At 52.7% G+C, this 17,013-nt stretch carries 13 protein-coding genes; all 13 read right to left on the bottom strand.

Going from position 1 to position 17,013, the window contains the following annotated elements; genetic code table 11:
* Positions 1–44 precede the first annotated feature (44 nt).
* Positions 45–2,261 carry a polyribonucleotide nucleotidyltransferase gene (gene pnp / locus KNP72_RS04130; RefSeq protein ID WP_214832292.1) on the bottom strand — a complete coding sequence of 739 codons (2,217 nt, stop codon included), beginning with the start codon at positions 2,259–2,261 and terminating at the stop codon, positions 45–47.
* 132 nt (positions 2,262–2,393) lie between these two features.
* Positions 2,394–2,663, bottom strand: a complete 270-nt coding sequence (gene rpsO, locus KNP72_RS04135) for a 30S ribosomal protein S15 (RefSeq protein WP_015881433.1) — start codon at positions 2,661–2,663, stop codon at positions 2,394–2,396.
* A gap of 124 nt (positions 2,664–2,787) precedes the next feature.
* Positions 2,788–3,714: a bifunctional riboflavin kinase/FAD synthetase gene (locus tag KNP72_RS04140; protein ID WP_214832293.1), complete on the bottom strand. Its 927-nt coding sequence runs from the start codon at positions 3,712–3,714 to the stop codon at positions 2,788–2,790.
* Positions 3,715–3,729: 15 nt separating this feature from the next.
* Positions 3,730–4,638, bottom strand: a complete 909-nt coding sequence (gene truB, locus KNP72_RS04145; protein WP_214832294.1) for a tRNA pseudouridine(55) synthase TruB — start codon at positions 4,636–4,638, stop codon at positions 3,730–3,732.
* 48 nt (positions 4,639–4,686) lie between these two features.
* A complete protein-coding gene (rbfA, locus tag KNP72_RS04150) occupies positions 4,687–5,037 on the bottom strand; it encodes a 30S ribosome-binding factor RbfA (RefSeq protein ID WP_021067161.1) in 351 nt (116 codons plus the stop codon).
* Between the two features lie 18 nt (positions 5,038–5,055).
* A complete protein-coding gene (gene infB, locus KNP72_RS04155; RefSeq protein ID WP_214832295.1) occupies positions 5,056–7,290 on the bottom strand; it encodes a translation initiation factor IF-2 in 2,235 nt (744 codons plus the stop codon).
* Positions 7,291–7,311: 21 nt separating this feature from the next.
* Positions 7,312–7,608: a YlxQ family RNA-binding protein gene (locus tag KNP72_RS04160; protein ID WP_021067159.1), complete on the bottom strand. Its 297-nt coding sequence runs from the start codon at positions 7,606–7,608 to the stop codon at positions 7,312–7,314.
* Complete coding sequence (gene rnpM / locus KNP72_RS04165; protein WP_214832296.1) at positions 7,605–7,877, bottom strand: RNase P modulator RnpM; 273 nt, start codon at positions 7,875–7,877, stop codon at positions 7,605–7,607. The genes KNP72_RS04160 and rnpM overlap by 4 nt, the downstream gene beginning before the upstream one ends.
* 2 nt (positions 7,878–7,879) lie before the next feature.
* Positions 7,880–9,046 carry a transcription termination factor NusA gene (gene nusA / locus KNP72_RS04170; protein ID WP_114165576.1) on the bottom strand — a complete coding sequence of 389 codons (1,167 nt, stop codon included), beginning with the start codon at positions 9,044–9,046 and terminating at the stop codon, positions 7,880–7,882.
* A 12-nt stretch (positions 9,047–9,058) separates the two neighbouring features.
* Complete coding sequence (gene rimP, locus KNP72_RS04175) at positions 9,059–9,529, bottom strand: ribosome maturation factor RimP (RefSeq protein ID WP_021067156.1); 471 nt, start codon at positions 9,527–9,529, stop codon at positions 9,059–9,061.
* Between the two features lie 119 nt (positions 9,530–9,648).
* A complete protein-coding gene (locus KNP72_RS04180) occupies positions 9,649–13,923 on the bottom strand; it encodes a PolC-type DNA polymerase III (RefSeq protein ID WP_251128875.1) in 4,275 nt (1,424 codons plus the stop codon).
* A gap of 93 nt (positions 13,924–14,016) precedes the next feature.
* Complete coding sequence (locus KNP72_RS04185; protein ID WP_021067154.1) at positions 14,017–15,717, bottom strand: proline--tRNA ligase; 1,701 nt, start codon at positions 15,715–15,717, stop codon at positions 14,017–14,019.
* A 40-nt stretch (positions 15,718–15,757) separates the two neighbouring features.
* Positions 15,758–17,008 (bottom strand): RIP metalloprotease RseP, encoded by a 1,251-nt coding sequence (gene rseP / locus KNP72_RS04190; protein ID WP_214719417.1) that lies wholly within the window; start codon positions 17,006–17,008, stop codon positions 15,758–15,760.
* Between the last annotated feature and the right edge of the window lie 5 nt (positions 17,009–17,013).

A 17,013-nucleotide genomic window follows, 5' to 3' on the forward strand; every position in this document is an offset into this window, starting at 1 on the left:
ACTCCTATGAAAAAGGCCATCGCACCAGACGATGGCCATCATGATTAGTTTGTCGAGCGTGGCGGACGACGGTCTCCGTCACGACGCGGCGGACGGCTGTCACGTGGTGGACGGCTTTCGCGCTGCGCTTTACGTTTTGCTTCGTATGCTTCACGTTCTTCCGGTGACAATCCTTCAAAGATGAGCACTTTGTGTGAGGCATTAACTCGGCCTTTGTCGTCAATCTCTGTCACACGGACTTTGATTGTATCGCCGAGTTTAACGACGTCTTCGACGTTCGCGACACGCTCTAAGCTGAACTCAGAGACGTGGACGAGCGCGTCTTTCCCTTTGAACAATTCGACGAACGCACCGAACTTCTCGATGCGGCGGACCGTTGCATCGAACTCTTCGCCGACGACGACTTCACGGACGATGTCGCCGATGAGGGCCATCGCCATATCGATGCCATCTTGATCGGTCGACGCGATGAAGACCGTTCCGTCTTGCTCGATATCGATTTTGACGCCCGTTTGGTCGATGATGCTGTTAATCATCTTCCCGCCCGGTCCAATCACATCGCGGATCTTATCCGGATTGATCGTCATCGTCACGATTTTCGGTGCATACTTCGACAACTGCGGACGCGGTGCATCGAGCGTCTCAAGCATATGGTTCAAGATGTGGAGACGGCCTGAACGTGCTTGTTCGAGTGCCTCTTCCAAAATCTCACGCGTGATTCCGGCGATTTTGATATCCATTTGGAGCGCCGTGATCCCGTCTTTCGTTCCAGCGACTTTGAAGTCCATGTCACCGAGGTGATCTTCGAGTCCTTGGATGTCCGTGAGAACCGTGTAATGTTCGCCTTCCATGATGAGACCCATCGCAATCCCGGCAACCGGTGCCTTAATTGGAACCCCTGCATCCATGAGAGCGAGTGTCGAGCCACAGATTGACGCCTGTGAACTTGAACCGTTCGACTCGAGTACTTCTGAGACGAGACGAATCGTGTACGGGAAGTCGGCTTCTTTCGGGATGACCGGGAGCAACGCACGTTCTCCGAGGGCACCGTGACCGATTTCACGACGACCTGGCGCACGCACCGGACGAGCTTCTCCGACCGAGAACGGCGGGAAGTTGTAATGGTGCATGAAGCGCTTGTTCTCTTCGAGACCGATGCCGTCGATGATTTGAGCATCTCCGATGACGCCGAGTGTCGCCACCGACATGACTTGTGTTTGTCCACGTGTGAACAACCCAACGCCGTGGGCGCGTGGCAATAAGCCCGTTTCCGACGCAAGTGGACGGATGACTTCCGGGCGACGACCGTCCGGACGAACTTTATCGACCGTGATGAGACGGCGAACTTCATCTTTGACAAATTTGTTCAAGATGCCAGACACTTCTTTCAACTTGGCCGGCTCGTCGACGAGGCGCTCTTCGTAGATGGCGACGTACTTGGCAATCACTTCGTTGATTGCTGCGTCACGCGCATGCTTCTCTTCGACTTGAACTGCAGCGTTGATTTCTGGACGAGCTGCTTCAAGCTCAGCCGTCAAGGCGTCATCAAACTTCGATACCGTGTATTCGAACTTCGGTTTCCCGACAGCTTCGACGATTTCCGTTTGGAAAGCGACCAATTTCTTGATCTCTTCATGACCGAACAAGATTGACTCGAGCATGACGTCTTCCGGTACTTCGTTGGCGCCTGCTTCAACCATGTTGATTGCAGTTGCCGTTCCGGCGACTTGGAGTTCGAGGTCTGTCTGTTCGAGCTGAGCCGTCGTCGGGTTGACGACGAACTCACCGTTGACGCGTCCGACTGTCGCACCGGCGATCGGGCCATCGAACGGGATGTCTGAAATCGAGAGTGCGATTGACGTTCCGAGCATGCCGGCCATCTCAGCTGGGCAGTCCGGGTCGTTCGACATGACGTAAATCATCACTTGGATATCATGACGGAAGCCATCCGGGAAAAGCGGACGGATCGGACGGTCGATGAGGCGCGATGTCAAAATCGCGTTCTCCCCAGGACGACCTTCCCGACGGAGGAAACCTCCTGGAATTTTACCGACCGAGTATAATTTTTCTTCATAGTTGACCGTGAGCGGGAAGAAATCTAAATCCTTCGGCGCTTTCGATGCTGTGACCGTGGCGAGCACGACCGTGTCCCCATAACGGACGAGTGCCGAGCCGTTTGCTTGTTTCGCAAGTTGCCCGACTTCTACAGACAGCGGACGCCCGCCCCATTCTGTAGAAAATACTTGTTTCGTACCTAACATGAACATTCTCCTCTCAAACCTTATCTAGTTTATTATGTAACTCATTCATATGAATGTCTAATGATTTTCCTCCTAAAAAAGAAGAAACGGACTAGGAACAAGTGTCCCAGCCCGTCACATGGTCCGTTCGGATTAACGACGGAGACCAAGGCGTTGAATCAATTCACGGTAACGTGTAACGTCCTTGTTACGAAGGTACGTAAGCAAGTTACGGCGACGTCCAACCATTTTCAAAAGACCGCGACGTGAGTGGTGGTCTTTCTTGTGTGTACGAAGATGATCGTTTAAAGTGTTGATTTGTTCAGTCAATACTGCAACTTGAACTTCCGGTGAACCAGTGTCACCTTGTTTTGTCGCGTATTCCGCGATGATTTCGTTCTTACGTTCTTTTGAGAGTGCCATTGCCTCTCCACCTCCATTTAATAGAAAATTGCCGCGTTGCCGAGCCGACGTTGGTGAATCGATCAGCCAAGCGAAGCGGTGTACTTTGCGTACCAAAATAGGATACCGTACCACCCATCCAAAGTCAAGACAGGATTGCCCGAGCGGCCGTCTCATCTTGCTTGAGTTGGGCGATGAGCGAGTCGAGTCCGTCGAACGCCCGCTCGTCCCGTAAATAGTGCATCCATTCGATTTCAATCAATTGTCCGTATAAATCTTCCGAGAAGTCGAACAAGTGGCTCTCGATTGAGACGTCACCGGTCGCATAGAACGTCGGCCGCCGACCGACGTTCGTCATCGCGTCGAACGTCCGACCGTCCTGAAGCCGTACACGCGTCGCGTAGACGCCTAGACGAGGCATAACATACGATGCGTCCATGACGACGTTCGCCGTCGGGTAGCCGATCGTCCGGCCTCGGGCGTCACCGTGGATGACTTCCCCGCAGATAACGTACGGCGTACCGAGCAATTCACTCGCCACTTCGACATCACCGGCACCGAGCAACTGACGAATCCGTGTCGACGACACTTTTTCGCCGCCGCTCGTCTGTTCGGCGACGACCGAGGTCGTGAAGCGACCGCGCGCATGATACGGCAGCGTTTCCATCGTCCCCTCGCCGAATTTACCGTACGAGTAGTCAAAACCTGCCGTCACATGGACCGCACCGGCACCAATCAAATAGTCATCCACGAACTGTTGTGGCGACAGGCTCGCCAACTCTTTCGTGAACGTGATGACGATGCACCGTTCGACACCGAGTGCGGCAATCCGGTTCAATTTCCGCTGGAGCGGTGTGATATAACGGACCGCATCCGGTTTGTTCGATAACACTTGTTTCGGGTGCGGGTCGAACGTGATGACGGTCACGGGCACGTCAAGCTGTTTTGCTTGCCCCTGCGCATGCCGAATCACGGCCTGATGTCCGGTGTGGACGCCGTCAAAAAATCCGAGCACCATGACCGAAGGGACCAGGTCTGGTGTCTCAGGATACGTCAGATGGATCGTTTCCATACTTCAATCTCCCCTTTAGTCGATAGTCAACATGACCTCGACAGTTGCGTCTGTTGTTCCGTCAAGCCGTCGATAGAGGGCAAGTGGAATTCCTTCTTCATTATAGACAGTAAACAGTTCAAATTCGAGCGAGACGTCGTTCAAACGACCTCCGTTTCGAATATACCGTTCTCGATTGGCTGGAATCGTCATGGCCGGCCAACGTTTGATGACCTCTTCGAGCGGGATGAGGTGGTTCATTCGTTCCTCGACCGTCTCGAGGTCGGCCAGTTGCTGTAACGTGACGGCGGCCGTTTCCTCAAACGAACCAGACCGGGTCCGCCGCAAGTCGCTCATATGGGCCGGATAGCCGAGCAGCTCCCCGATTTGAACGGCGAGCGTCCGGATGAACGTCCCTTTGCCACACTCGACGTCGACACGGAAACGGCAGACACCGTCTTCGATGACCGGCTCATTCGTCCGGACGAGGCGATGAATCTCGACGATGCGGCGCGGTCGGTCCACCGTCTGACCTTTTCGGGCGTATTCATACAATTTCTTACCGTTCACTTTGACAGCAGAGAAGTAAGGCGGGATTTGCTCGATTTTTCCTGTCAGCTTCTCAAGGACACGATCGATCTCCGCAGCGGTGAACGCCTCGGGACCGACCTCGCGCGTCTCGACGACCTCGCCATGGGCGTCCTCCGTCATCGTCGCTGTTCCGATTGTAATCTCGGCGGCGTACCGTTTGCCTTCATCGGTCAGAAAACGAGACAGCTTTGTCGCCCGTCCGAGGCAAATCGGTAGGACACCGGTCACTTCCGGGTCAAGCGTGCCGGTATGTCCGACTTTTTTCGTTTGGAACAATTTACGGAGCTTGAACACACAGTCGTGGCTCGTCATGCCGCTGTCTTTATCTAAAATCAATACGCCAGTTGGTTCCATCTGAATTCCTCCCATCAAAAAAGGGGAGACGCGAGTCCCCCCTTCAATTTATTGGTCGTTCCGATTTAAGTCACGAATCAATGAATCGATATGGCTACCATATGCGACCGATGAATCGTATTCGAACGACAATTCTGGCGTTTTCCGAAGACGGATGCGGCTTCCGATCTCGCGGCGAATAAATGCGCTCGCCTTATCAAGACCAGCTTGCGTTTCAGCCTTCACCGTGGCGTCGTCTCCGAGCACCGTGTAGTAGGCTGTCGCTTGCTGCAAATCTCCCGTCACATCAACGCTCGTGATTGTAGCGTTCTTCGTACGTGGGTCGTTGACTTCACGGAGCAAGATATCTGTAATCTCTTTACGCATCTGCTCTGCGACGCGTTGGGCACGAATGTTCATACGTGTTCCCTCCTCGCTTTATTTACGTTCGACTTCTTTCATGATGAACGCCTCGATGACGTCCTCCACTTTAATATCGTCGAACTTCTCTACTTTAATCCCACACTCGTATCCTGCCGCGACTTCTTTAACGTCGTCTTTGAAGCGGCGAAGCGTATCGAGTTTTCCTTCGTACACAACAATCCCGTTACGGATGATGCGGACGCCGGCGTCGCGTGAGATTTTACCTTCTGTGACGTAACAGCCGGCAATCGTACCGACTTTCGAGACTTTAAAGACGTCACGGACTTCAACTTGTCCTGTGATTTCTTCAACGAACTCAGGGTCGAGCATCCCTTTCATCGCGCTCTCGATTTCATCGATTGCGTTATAGATGATGCGGTGCAGACGCATTTCAACATGCTCTTGCTCGGCCATCGACCGGGCGTTACCATCTGGGCGAACGTTGAATCCGATGATGATCGCATTTGCCGCCGAAGCGAGAATGACGTCACCTTCTGTGATGGCACCGACACCTTGGTGGACGATGTTGATTTTAACGCCTGCGACGTCGATTTTACGGAGTGAACCAGCGAGTGCTTCAGCCGAACCTTGAACGTCTGCTTTGATAATGACGTTCAAATCTTTGACTTCGCCTTCTTGAATGCGACTGAACAAGTCATCAAGACTAACTTTAGCCGATTCGCGACGCTGTGATTCGAGGTAACGTTGGTAACGTTTTTCTCCGATTGCACGTGCTTTCTTCTCATCTTCAAACACGATGAACTGGTCACCCGCTTGTGGGACATCGTTCAATCCTGTAATTTCGATTGGTGTCGATGGACCAACTTCTTTCACACGACGACCGATATCGTTGACCATGGCCCGGACGCGTCCAAACGTGCTACCGACGACGATTGAGTCACCAATTCGGAGTGTCCCGTGTTGAACGAGAAGCGTGGCGACAGGACCGCGACCTTTGTCGAGCTTCGCTTCGATGACCGAACCGCGAGCTGGCATTTTAGGCGTCGACTTGTACTCTTCGACTTCAGAAACGAGCAAGATCATCTCGAGCAACTCATCGATTCCTTCGTCTTTCAAAGCTGAAATCGGTACGAAAATCGTTTCGCCGCCCCACTCTTCCGGTACAAGACCGAACTCTGTCAATTCTTGTTTGACGCGGTCAGGGTTTGCGCCTTCTTTATCCATTTTGTTCACAGCGACGATAATCGGCACGTTAGCCGCTTTCGCATGTGAGATGGCTTCTTCTGTCTGTGGCATGACGCCGTCATCCGCTGCGACAACGATAATCGCGATATCCGTCACTTCGGCTCCACGAGCACGCATCGTCGTAAAGGCGGCGTGACCTGGTGTGTCGAGGAACGTGATCTTTTTATCGTTGACTTCAACTTGATAAGCACCGATGTGCTGCGTGATTCCTCCGGCTTCACCAGCAACGACTTTCGTGTTGCGGATCGAGTCAAGAAGTGTTGTCTTACCGTGGTCGACGTGACCCATGATTGTGACGACAGCTGGACGCTCAACAAGCTCATACTCAGAGAAGTCGATTTCTACTTCTTCAAAGTCCGTCTCATCGATGAGTACTTCTTTCTCAACTTCATAACCGAATTCAGTTGCAAGCAACTCAATCGTCTCGTCATCAAGTGTTTGGTTGATTGTCGCCATGACACCAAGACCCATCAACTTCATGATGATTTCGTTTGGCTTTTTATCCATCTTCGCAGCGAGGTCCGATACGCTGAGGACATCATCGTACTTGATGACGTTGCCCATTTCAGACTCTTGCGCTAAACGAGCTGCTTTACGCTGACTCGTTTTCGAATTTGGATCCGCTTCTAACGGCACAGCTGCTTTCGCAGGCTTGCCTTTGAATTTACCACCGCGCTTTTTGTTGCGGTTGTCGTTGCGGTTGTTGCCGAAACGGTTGCCACCACGGTTGCCAGCTTGGTTGCTTTGACCGCTAGACGCTTGTGGGCGTGCTTTCGGTGCTTCTTGCTTGGCAGCAGGCTTCGCGTCAGCCGGTTTTGACTCGGCAGACTTCGTTTCAGCTGGTTTCGATGCAGCTGGCTTTTCTTGCTTGTCAGCCGAACGGTATTTCTCAGGATTGAAGACACGGTCGAGTTGCTTGACCGACTCCTCATCTAAGACAGCCATGTGGTTTTTCACTGGCTTGTTCATTTTCTCGAGCTGAGTAATGACTTGTTTACTTGTTACATTCTGTTCTTTTGCAAATTCATAGACGCGTTTTCCCAAAGCATCCACCTCCGTTAATAGTTAAGAGAGAAGTTGCTTAAGCTTGTTCGCAAATCCGGATTCTGTCACAGACACGACGACTCGCATGTCTTTACCTAAAGCAGCCCCGATCGTATATCGGTCGCTCACTTCAATCAATGGAACACCATACGATGTACATTTGTCGGTAACCCGTTTTCTCGTAGACGCTCCTGCATCTCCGGCAAGGATGACAAGCTTGGCTCGGCCAGCTCGCACATCCTTCAACACAAACTCTTCTCCCATCGTTACTTTCCTCGCACGTGCGGCAAGGCCTAACAATGATTCCCACTGACTCATGATTCGGCTCCTGTGACAGCTTGAAGCAGCTGCTCATAAAGCGCGTCACTCGTCTTGACTTTTAAATGATGATCGAGTGTCCGTTTTTTCTCTGCTAAACGAATCACATCCGCATCTTTCGACAAATACGCACCACGTCCGTTCAATTTACCGGACATATCGATGACGACGTCACCTTCCGGCGTCCGAACGACACGAATCAACGCTTGTTTCGGTAACATTTCTTGCGTGACCACACATTTGCGCAAAGGAAGTTTCTTTTGCTTCATGGTCATTCCTCTTCTTTCACCGTTGTCGGCTCGAGGGCGACGTCAACCGAGTCAGTCTGTTCCACTTCATTGTGAACAATTTCTGGCTCCGGTTCAACTTTTTCGGCGTACGTATCATACAAGTCCATGCCTTCTGCATCGGTCTCGCTCTTGATATCAATTTTCCATCCCGTCAACTTAGCGGCAAGACGGGCGTTTTGACCACGTTTCCCGATGGCGAGTGACAATTGATAGTCTGGCACGACGACCGTCGTCGATTTATTCGGTTCATTGACGTACACGTCAACGACTTGAGCCGGGCTGAGTGCGTTTTTCACGAACTCTTTTGGGTCGTTCGACCAACGAACGATATCGATTTTCTCACCGTTGAGCTCATCGACGATTGTTTGGACCCGTTGCCCTTTCGGACCGACACAAGCACCGACTGGATCGACGATGTCTGAATGAACAGCAATCTTCGAGCGATCACCCGCTTCGCGTGAGACCGACATGACGTCGACCGTTCCGCTCGCGATTTCTGGCACTTCGAGCTCGAACAGGCGACGCAACAGACCTGGATGCGTCCGCGAGACTTGAATGGCTGCTCCAGACCCTTTCGTCGTCGAATCGACTTTTGTGACATACACCTTGATGCGGTCATGAATCTGGTACGATTCATTCGGCATCTGCTCGTTCGGTGTGAGCACCGCTTCGATATTGTTTTCAAGACCGATATACAAGTTGCGTGGGTCGAACCGTTCCACAATCCCCGTCATGATCTCGTCTTCTTTATCGACGAAATGATTATAGATGCGCTCGCGCTCGGCTTCCCGCATCTTTTGCGTGACGACTTGTTTGGCGGTCATCGCCGCGACGCGACCGAAGTCGCTCGGTGTGACTTCTTCTTTATGGAAATCCCCTAACTCATAGTTCGGGTCAATCTCATGCGCTTCTTCGAGCGACAATTGTTGCTCGGGATGCGAGAGACGTTCAACGACTTCGAGAAGTGCGAAGACGCGAATATCACCGGTCACTTGGTCGAATTCAACTTTTACGTTTTCATTCGGGTTGGCGACGTTTCGGCGGTATGCCGAAATGAGCGCCTGCTCAAGTGCATCGATGATAATCTCCTTCTCGATTCCTTTTTCGTTAGCAATCTGTTCGATTGTTGTGAGTAATTGTGGCCCCATCTTTACCTCTCCTTAACTAAATGTGACCGCTAGGCGGGCTTGTGCAATTTTGTCTACCGGTAGCGATATCGCTTTTTTTCTTGTCTTGATGCGTGTCTCGACGATGGCGGTCTCGCCGTCATATTCCGTCAAAATCCCTTCGAACTCTTTGGCACCTTCAATCGGGGCAAACGTCTTGATATAGACGTTTTTTCCAATCGCGCGTTCAAAGTCGGTCGGCTTCTTCAGCGGTCGTTCGGCACCGGGACTCGAGACGTCAAGATAATAGGCTTGTTCGATCGGATCGCTATCGTTTAGTTTTTCCGAGAGTTGTTCGTTGATGTTGACGCAATCATCTAAATCGACGCCCCCCGGCTTGTCGATATAGACGCGCAAGAACCAGTCTGGCCCTTCTTTCACGAATTCGACATCGACCAATTCCATGTTCTCACGCTCCACGATCGGCAACGCGATCGCTTCGACGACTTCTGTTATTTTGGACACTCTCATCCCTCCTTCTGGCTTTTACATACAAGAAAGGAGTAGGGTTCCCTACTCCTTTCCGTCGTAGTATCCAACATTGTTCGATACCAATATATCATATTTTCCCGGTTTTTCGCAACTTACACCCCAAAATCAAAGAACGAGAGTTGGTTCTCATCCGGGAGGCCTTCGAGACATTTCATCGTATCGAGCGTCTCGACGATCGTCTTCGACAACTTGGCCCGTTTGCGCAAGTCTTCTTTCGATAAAAACTGTCCTTCGGCACGTGCATCGACAATCGCTTTCGCCGCATTCGTACCGAGACCATCGACCGCATTGAACGGCGGGATGAGCGTGTTTCCTTCAATCAAGAACTCGGTCGCGCTCGAACGGTACAAATCGATGTTCTGGAACTTCATGCCGCGCTCTAACATCTCGAGTGCGAGCTCGAGCACGGTGTGGAGACCTTTGTCTTTCGCCGTGGCTTCAAATCCTTTTTCACGGATATCCGACATCGCTTTACGCACGGCCTGTGACCCTTTAATCATCGCCGACAAATCGAAGTCGCCGGCCCGGACCGTGAAGTACGTCGCGTAATATAGAATCGGATGATGCACTTTGAAGTAGGCAATCCGGACGGCCATGAGCACGTACGCTGTGGCGTGCGCTTTCGGGAACATATACTTGATTTTCTTACAAGACGAGATGTACCATTCCGGGACATCATTGGCCCGCATCTCCGTCTCCATGTCTTCCGACAAGCCTTTCCCTTTCCGTACCGACTCCATGATTTTGAAAGCGAATGACGGTTCGAGGCCCGCATAAATCAAGTAGACCATGATGTCATCACGACAACCGATGACGTCTTTCAATTCACACGTCCCGTTATAGATGAGTTCGTTCGCGTTCCCAATCCAGACATCTGTCCCGTGAGACAGTCCCGAAATTTGAACGAGTTCGGAGAACGTCGACGGTTTCGTCTCTTCGAGCATCTGCCGGACGAACTTCGTTCCGAACTCTGGAATCCCTAGCGTACCCGTCTTCGATTCGATTTGTTCCGGCGTGACACCGAGTACTTCCGGCGACGAAAAGATTTTCATGACCGTCGGGTCGTCCGTCGGAATCGTCTTCGGATCGATACCGGACAAATCTTGGAGCATCCGGATGGCGGTCGGATCATCGTGACCGAGAATATCGAGTTTGAGCAAGTTGTCATGAATCGAGTGGAAGTCGAAGTGGGTCGTCTTCCATTCGGACGACTTATCATCGGCCGGATATTGGATTGGCGAGATTTCGGCGATGTCCATATAGTCCGGGACGACGATAATCCCCCCCGGGTGTTGCCCGGACGTCCGTTTGACGCCGGTGACACCCGAGACGAGCCGGTCGACCTCGGCATTCCGATAAATCTTATCGTTCTCGGTCGCATAGCCTTTCACGTACCCGTACGCCGTCTTATCGGCAATCGTCCCGATTGTACCGGCACGATACACATACTCTTCACCGAACAACACTTTCGTGTAGGCGTGGGCGTGCGGTTGATATTCACCCGAGAAGTTCAAATCGATATCCGGCACTTTGTCCCCTTTGAAACCAAGGAACGTCTCGAACGGGATATCGTGCCCGTCCTTCGTATACCAAGTCCCACACTCCGGACATTGCTTGTCGGGAAGGTCATACCCGGACCCGACCGATCCGTCGTCGAAGAAGTGGGAATGTTGACACTTCGGACAGACGTAATGCGGTGGCAGCGGATTGACCTCGGTGATTTCGGTCATCGTCGCAACGAAACTCGATCCAACTGAACCACGTGACCCAACGAGATAGCCGTCATCGAGCGATTTCTTCACGAGTTTATGCGAGATTAAATAAATGACCGCAAACCCGTGACCGATAATCGACTTCAACTCTTTCTCGAGCCGAGCCTCGACGATTTCCGGCAGTTGTTCTCCATAAATCGAACGGGCCATATCATAACTCATATTCCGGACTTCATCGTCGGCCCCTTCAATCTTCGGCGTATACAAGTCGTCCGGGATGATTTGAATCGACTCGATTTGATCGGCGATTGCGTTCGGGTTCGTGATGACGATTTCACGGGCGAGCTCGTCCCCGAGGAATTTGAAGTCCTCCATCATCTCTTTCGTCGTCCGGAAATGGGCGTGCGGCAGTTCTTTCCGCGTGTTGATGAAGTTAGCGCCACCTTGCGTTCGAATCAAAATCTCCCGATACGAGCGGTCCGTCCGGTCGAGATAGTGGACGTTGCCGGTCGCACAGACAGGCAGTCCGGCCTGATCAGCGACACGAATGATCCGTTTGATGATTTCACGCAACTCGAGTTCGTTGGCGACGATCTCTTTATCGATGAGGTGCATATAGAGCGCCGGCGGGTGAATCTCGATGAAATCGTAAAACGCCATCATCTTCTCAAGTTCTTCGTCAGACTTGTTCAGGGCGGCATCGAAAATCTCGCCGTTGTCGCACGCCGAACCGATCAAGAGGCCCTCACGGCGCTTGATAATCTCCGAGCGCGGCATGCGTGCCATCCGGAACAAGTAGTCAATGTGCGACAAAGAAATCAGTTCGTATAAGTTCCGGAGTCCCGGTTTTTTCGTTTTCGCATAAATTGTCGCATGGAACGGACGAATCTTCGAGACGTCGCTCCCGACTTTCGCGTTCAGCGAGCGATGCGTTTCCATCTCAAACATCTGTTTGGCGAGCTCGAGTAGCTTCATGAGCAAATACGCCGTCGCCTCGGCATCATAGATGGCGCGGTGATGTTGCGTCAACTCGATATCGAATCGCTTCGCGAGCGTGTTGAGACGGTGGTTCTTGAGTGTCGGTAAAATCGTCCGGGCGAGCTCGAGCGTGTCGATGACCGGATAGTCATCCGGCTCGTGCCCACCGCTCCGGAGTGTCGCCTCAAGGAAGCCCATGTCAAACGATGCGTTATGGGCGACGAGAATGCCGTCCCCGCACCAATCGACGAACTGCTTGGCGATGACTTCCGGATCGGGTTGGCCATGGACCATGTCATCGGTGATACCCGTCAGTTCGATCGTCGTGGCCGAGAGCGGATGCTTCGGATCGGCGAACGCCTCGAAGCGGTCGATAATCTCTCCGTCCTTGATTTTGACGCCCGCGAGCTCGATGATTTTATTGTAGACGGCCGAAAGTCCCGTCGTCTCGACGTCGAAGACGACATACGTCGCATCGTCGAGCGGGACGTCGGTCGGATGATAAGCGACCGGTACGCCGTCATTGACGACGTTCGCCTCGACCCCGAACAGTACTTTAATGTCATTCTTTTTCCCGGCGTAATAGGCTTCTGGGAACGACTGGACACCGGCATGGTCCGTGATGGCGATGGCACGGTGGCCCCATTTCGCTGCTCGTGCGACCAGTGCCGACACGTTCGTGACCGCGTCCATCTGGCTCATCTGCGTGTGCGCGTGCAATTCGACACGTTTCTCACCGGCCCATTCGTCCCGGACCGGTTCGACTTTCACTTCTTGCAGTTGTGACGCCATCATGCACAGTTCGCGCATGAAACTGTCATCCTCGACCCGACCGGCCGCTTGAATCCACATGCCTTTTTTGACGGCACTTAGCATACGGTCATCGTCATCATCGCGCGCGAACACTTTGACGATGAGTGAATCGGTATAGTCCGTCATCTTGAACGTGAACAGTTTCTTCCCGCTCTTCAGTTCTTTCCGTTCGGCCGAGAAGACGAGGCCACGGATGGCGACGCGTCGTTCTTCTTCGATAATCGTCTTGATTGGGACAATCTCGTCTTTAATCAAGGCACCCATCCGCACTTCAGTGACCGGCTCATCGTTCGTCTCGGTCGACTTGGCGAACTGCGCCGCTAGTGCGAGCTTCGCCTGTTCCAAATCTTCTTGGACGACTTGTTCGCGCAACGCTTGGTTCGCTTCTTCATTTTCTGAGAACAGCGCTTGGCATGGTTTTTTCATAAAGCCGTAGGCGCTGTAGAGCGCTTGGACTTCTTGGCATAGCTCTTTATCGACATAGTTCGCCTCAGGGGCCGAGCGCACCGGGATGAGCAATTTGTTCTGCTCGAAGCGCGGTGAGACCGATGCGAAATAACTGCGCATCGCGCCTGACACTTGACTCAGCTCACTGACGATCCGGGGCCAATAGTCGATATAGTCCTGTTCGCCCCCACCTGACGTCGTCGTGAACCGCGCATATACCTCGTCCGCGAACGTCGCATAACGACTCTCGAGTCGGCTCATGAACAGTTGGTACACCTCATACGGCAACACGTGTTGTAATTGGAAATAAAACGTCCACGTCCGACGTTGCTTGTTGACGACGAGTCGTGATAACTCTGCTCCGTCGAACTGATCCGTTTCGGTCGTGATGCCGAGGTCACCCAAGAGCAATTGCATTTTTTGATTAGCTTCCACGGGTAAGAAGTCCCCCCTTTTATCATTCAATGTCGAAAAATGAAGGTGACGGCAAGAAACCGTCACCTTCATCGATCATTTGGCTTCGTTCAGTTGCGTCGTGATGACACGTGGCAACTCATCGACTGTCGTCTCGAGGACTTCGCCAGTGGCACGTACTTTCACTTCGACGATTCCTTCGCTCGCTTTTTTCCCGACGTTGATACGAATCGGAAGACCGATCAAATCAGCATCGGCAAACTTGACGCCAGCCCGTTCTTTACGGTCATCATACAACACATCGTACGTCGATGACAGCTCATCGTATAAACGGTTCGCGAGTTCGACTTGCGCCTCGTCTTTCGTGTTGATGGCAATCAAATGCACATCGAACGGAGCGACGCTCTTCGGCCAGACGATTCCGCGATCGTCATGATGTTGCTCGATGACGGCCGACAATGTCCGCGAGACGCCGATGCCGTAACAGCCCATGATGAGCGGTTCGGCCCGACCTTCTTCGTTCAAGAACGTCGCGCCCATCGCTTCTGAATAGCGCGTGCCGAGCTTAAACACTTGTCCGACTTCAATCCCGCGGGCGAACCGGACCGGACCCGACTCGTCAGGTGCCATGTCGCCTTCGACGACGAAACGGAGGTCGTGATACGTCAAATGCGACAAGTCGCGTTCGGCGTTGACGTGCGTATAATGGGTGTTCGCCTCGTTGGCGCCACATACCGCGTCGACCAAATATTTGACGGCGTAATCAGCCACGACTTTGACCGGTGAATGAATCGGTCCGAGCGTGCCCGGCTCACAGCCGAACAAGTCGATAATCGTCGCTTCTTCTTCCATTTGGATGTCGAGTCCACCGAGAGCGTTCTTCACTTTGACGTCGTTCGCCTCGTGATCACCTCGAACGATGGCCATGACCGTCTCGCCATCGACGTTGAAGAGAACCGATTTGATCGTCGTCTTCGGATCGACGTTCAAGAAACGCGCCACATCTTCAATCGTCTTATTGTCCTTCGTGTCGACCTTGTCGAGTGCGAGCACGTCGGCCGCTTGCATGTCATAGCGGTCGAGCGTTTCAGCCATCTCGATGTTCGCCGCATAAGTTGATGAATCTGTATATACGATCGTATCTTCACCGATTTCGGCGAGCGCTTGGAACTCATGTGTATCTTTCCCGCCGATGGCGCCTGAATCAGCTACGACCGGACGATATTTCAAGCCGATGCGGTCAAAGATGCGTGAATAGGCGTTATACATATTCGTATACTCTTCGTCCAAGTCGTCTTGCGTCGCATGGAACGAGTACGAGTCTTTCATCAAGAACTCACGGCCCCGGAGCAATCCGAAACGCGGACGACGTTCGTCGCGATACTTCGTTTGAATCTGGTACAAGTTGACCGGTAGCTTTTTATACGAATTGAGTTCATCGCGCACGATTGACGTAATGAGTTCCTCATGGGTCGCACCGAGTGCGAAACGACGGTCATGACGGTCCGTCAATCGCATCAATTCTGGACCATAAATGCCCCAGCGTCCCGTTTCTTCCCATAGTTCAGCCGGTTGAATCGCAGGCATGAGCAACTCTTGCGCTCCGGCCCGGTTCATCTCTTCGCGGATAATCGTTTGGATATTGTGCAATACGCGATGGCCGAGCGGGAGATATGAATAAATCCCAGCGGCGTTTTGGCGCATGAAGCCCCCACGGACGAGAAGCTGATGGCTGATGGCTTCCGCATCGGCCGGTACTTCTCGTAATGTAGGCATGAACAGTCTCGATTGTTTCATAGGTATCAACGTTTCCCTTCTGTAACTCGATTAGATCTTATTATTTAAAGAATGACTGGATATCATTCCAGGTGACAATCAACATGAGCAGCATGAGCAAAGCGAAACCGATAAAGTGGACAAATCCTTCCTTTTTCGGATCAATCGGTCGTCCGCGCACCGCTTCGAACAAGAGGAAGATGAGTCGTCCCCCATCGAGCGCCGGGAGCGGCAACAAGTTGAAAATGGCCAAGTTGACGGATAGAAGTGCCGTCCAGTTGAGGAGCATGATGAATCCGCTCGCTGCCACTTCGTCGGTCATGCGGACGATCCCGACCGGACCGGCCAACTGATCGACGCCGACCTGGCCCGTCACCAAGTCACCGACCGCGGAGAAGATCAGCGTCGACATCGTCCACGTCGTCTCGGCCCCGGTTGTAAAAGCTTTGGCCGGTGAACGTTCGAGCGCGTTCGTCACGCCTAAAATCCCGACCGTCTCCCCATTTTGTTCGACCGCTTGCGGCGTAATCGTCACCGTTTGCTCGACGTCGTCACGAATATACGTCACTTCGGTCGGCGTGTCGGCACGATCCGCCAATACCGTCCGCAAATCGAGCCAGTTGTCAATCGGTTGACCTTCGATTGAGACGATCTCGTCGCCTGCGACGAGTCCAGCTTGATCAGCGGCCGAGTCCGGTTGGACCGTACCGATTTGACCATCGTCCGTCGGTGTCCCTTGGACGAGACCGACGATGACGAGGAGGAGGAAGGCAAGGACGAAGTTCATCGCCGGACCGGCTGCAATTGCAAGCACCCGTTTCCAGACAGACTGGGCTCCGAACGTGCGGTCGTAAGGCGCGATTTGAATCTCCATGCCTTGGTCGACGAGAAGTGTGTCCCGCTCGAGCGAATAGACACGGACCTCATCATCGACGAGCAGTTGTACTTTCAATTCGCGGACCGAGTCAAACTTGTCGACCGTCCCGACGATATGAACGTCTTGGGCCTGGTCCGGTTGGAAATAGACGCGATCGACCGTCCCAGCACTCGTTAGACGCAATCCGACGTGTTGCCCAGCCTTCACTTCGATCGGCTCAAAATCTTCCCCGGCCATTTTGACATAACCGCCGATTGGCAATAGTCGAATCGTATACAGCGTCTCATTTTTTCGGAATGAGAGGATTTTCGGTCCAAACCCGATTGCAAATTCATGACAGAGAATCCCTGCCCGTTTCGCCATGACGAGGTGTCCCCATTCATGAACCGAAATGAGTACCCCAAACATCAAAACGATGGCGATAAAAGTCGTCATTGTCT

This window comes from Exiguobacterium sp. s152 (genome assembly GCF_018618335.1).
Taxonomy (GTDB): Bacteria; Bacillota; Bacilli; order Exiguobacteriales; family Exiguobacteriaceae; genus Exiguobacterium; species Exiguobacterium chiriqhucha.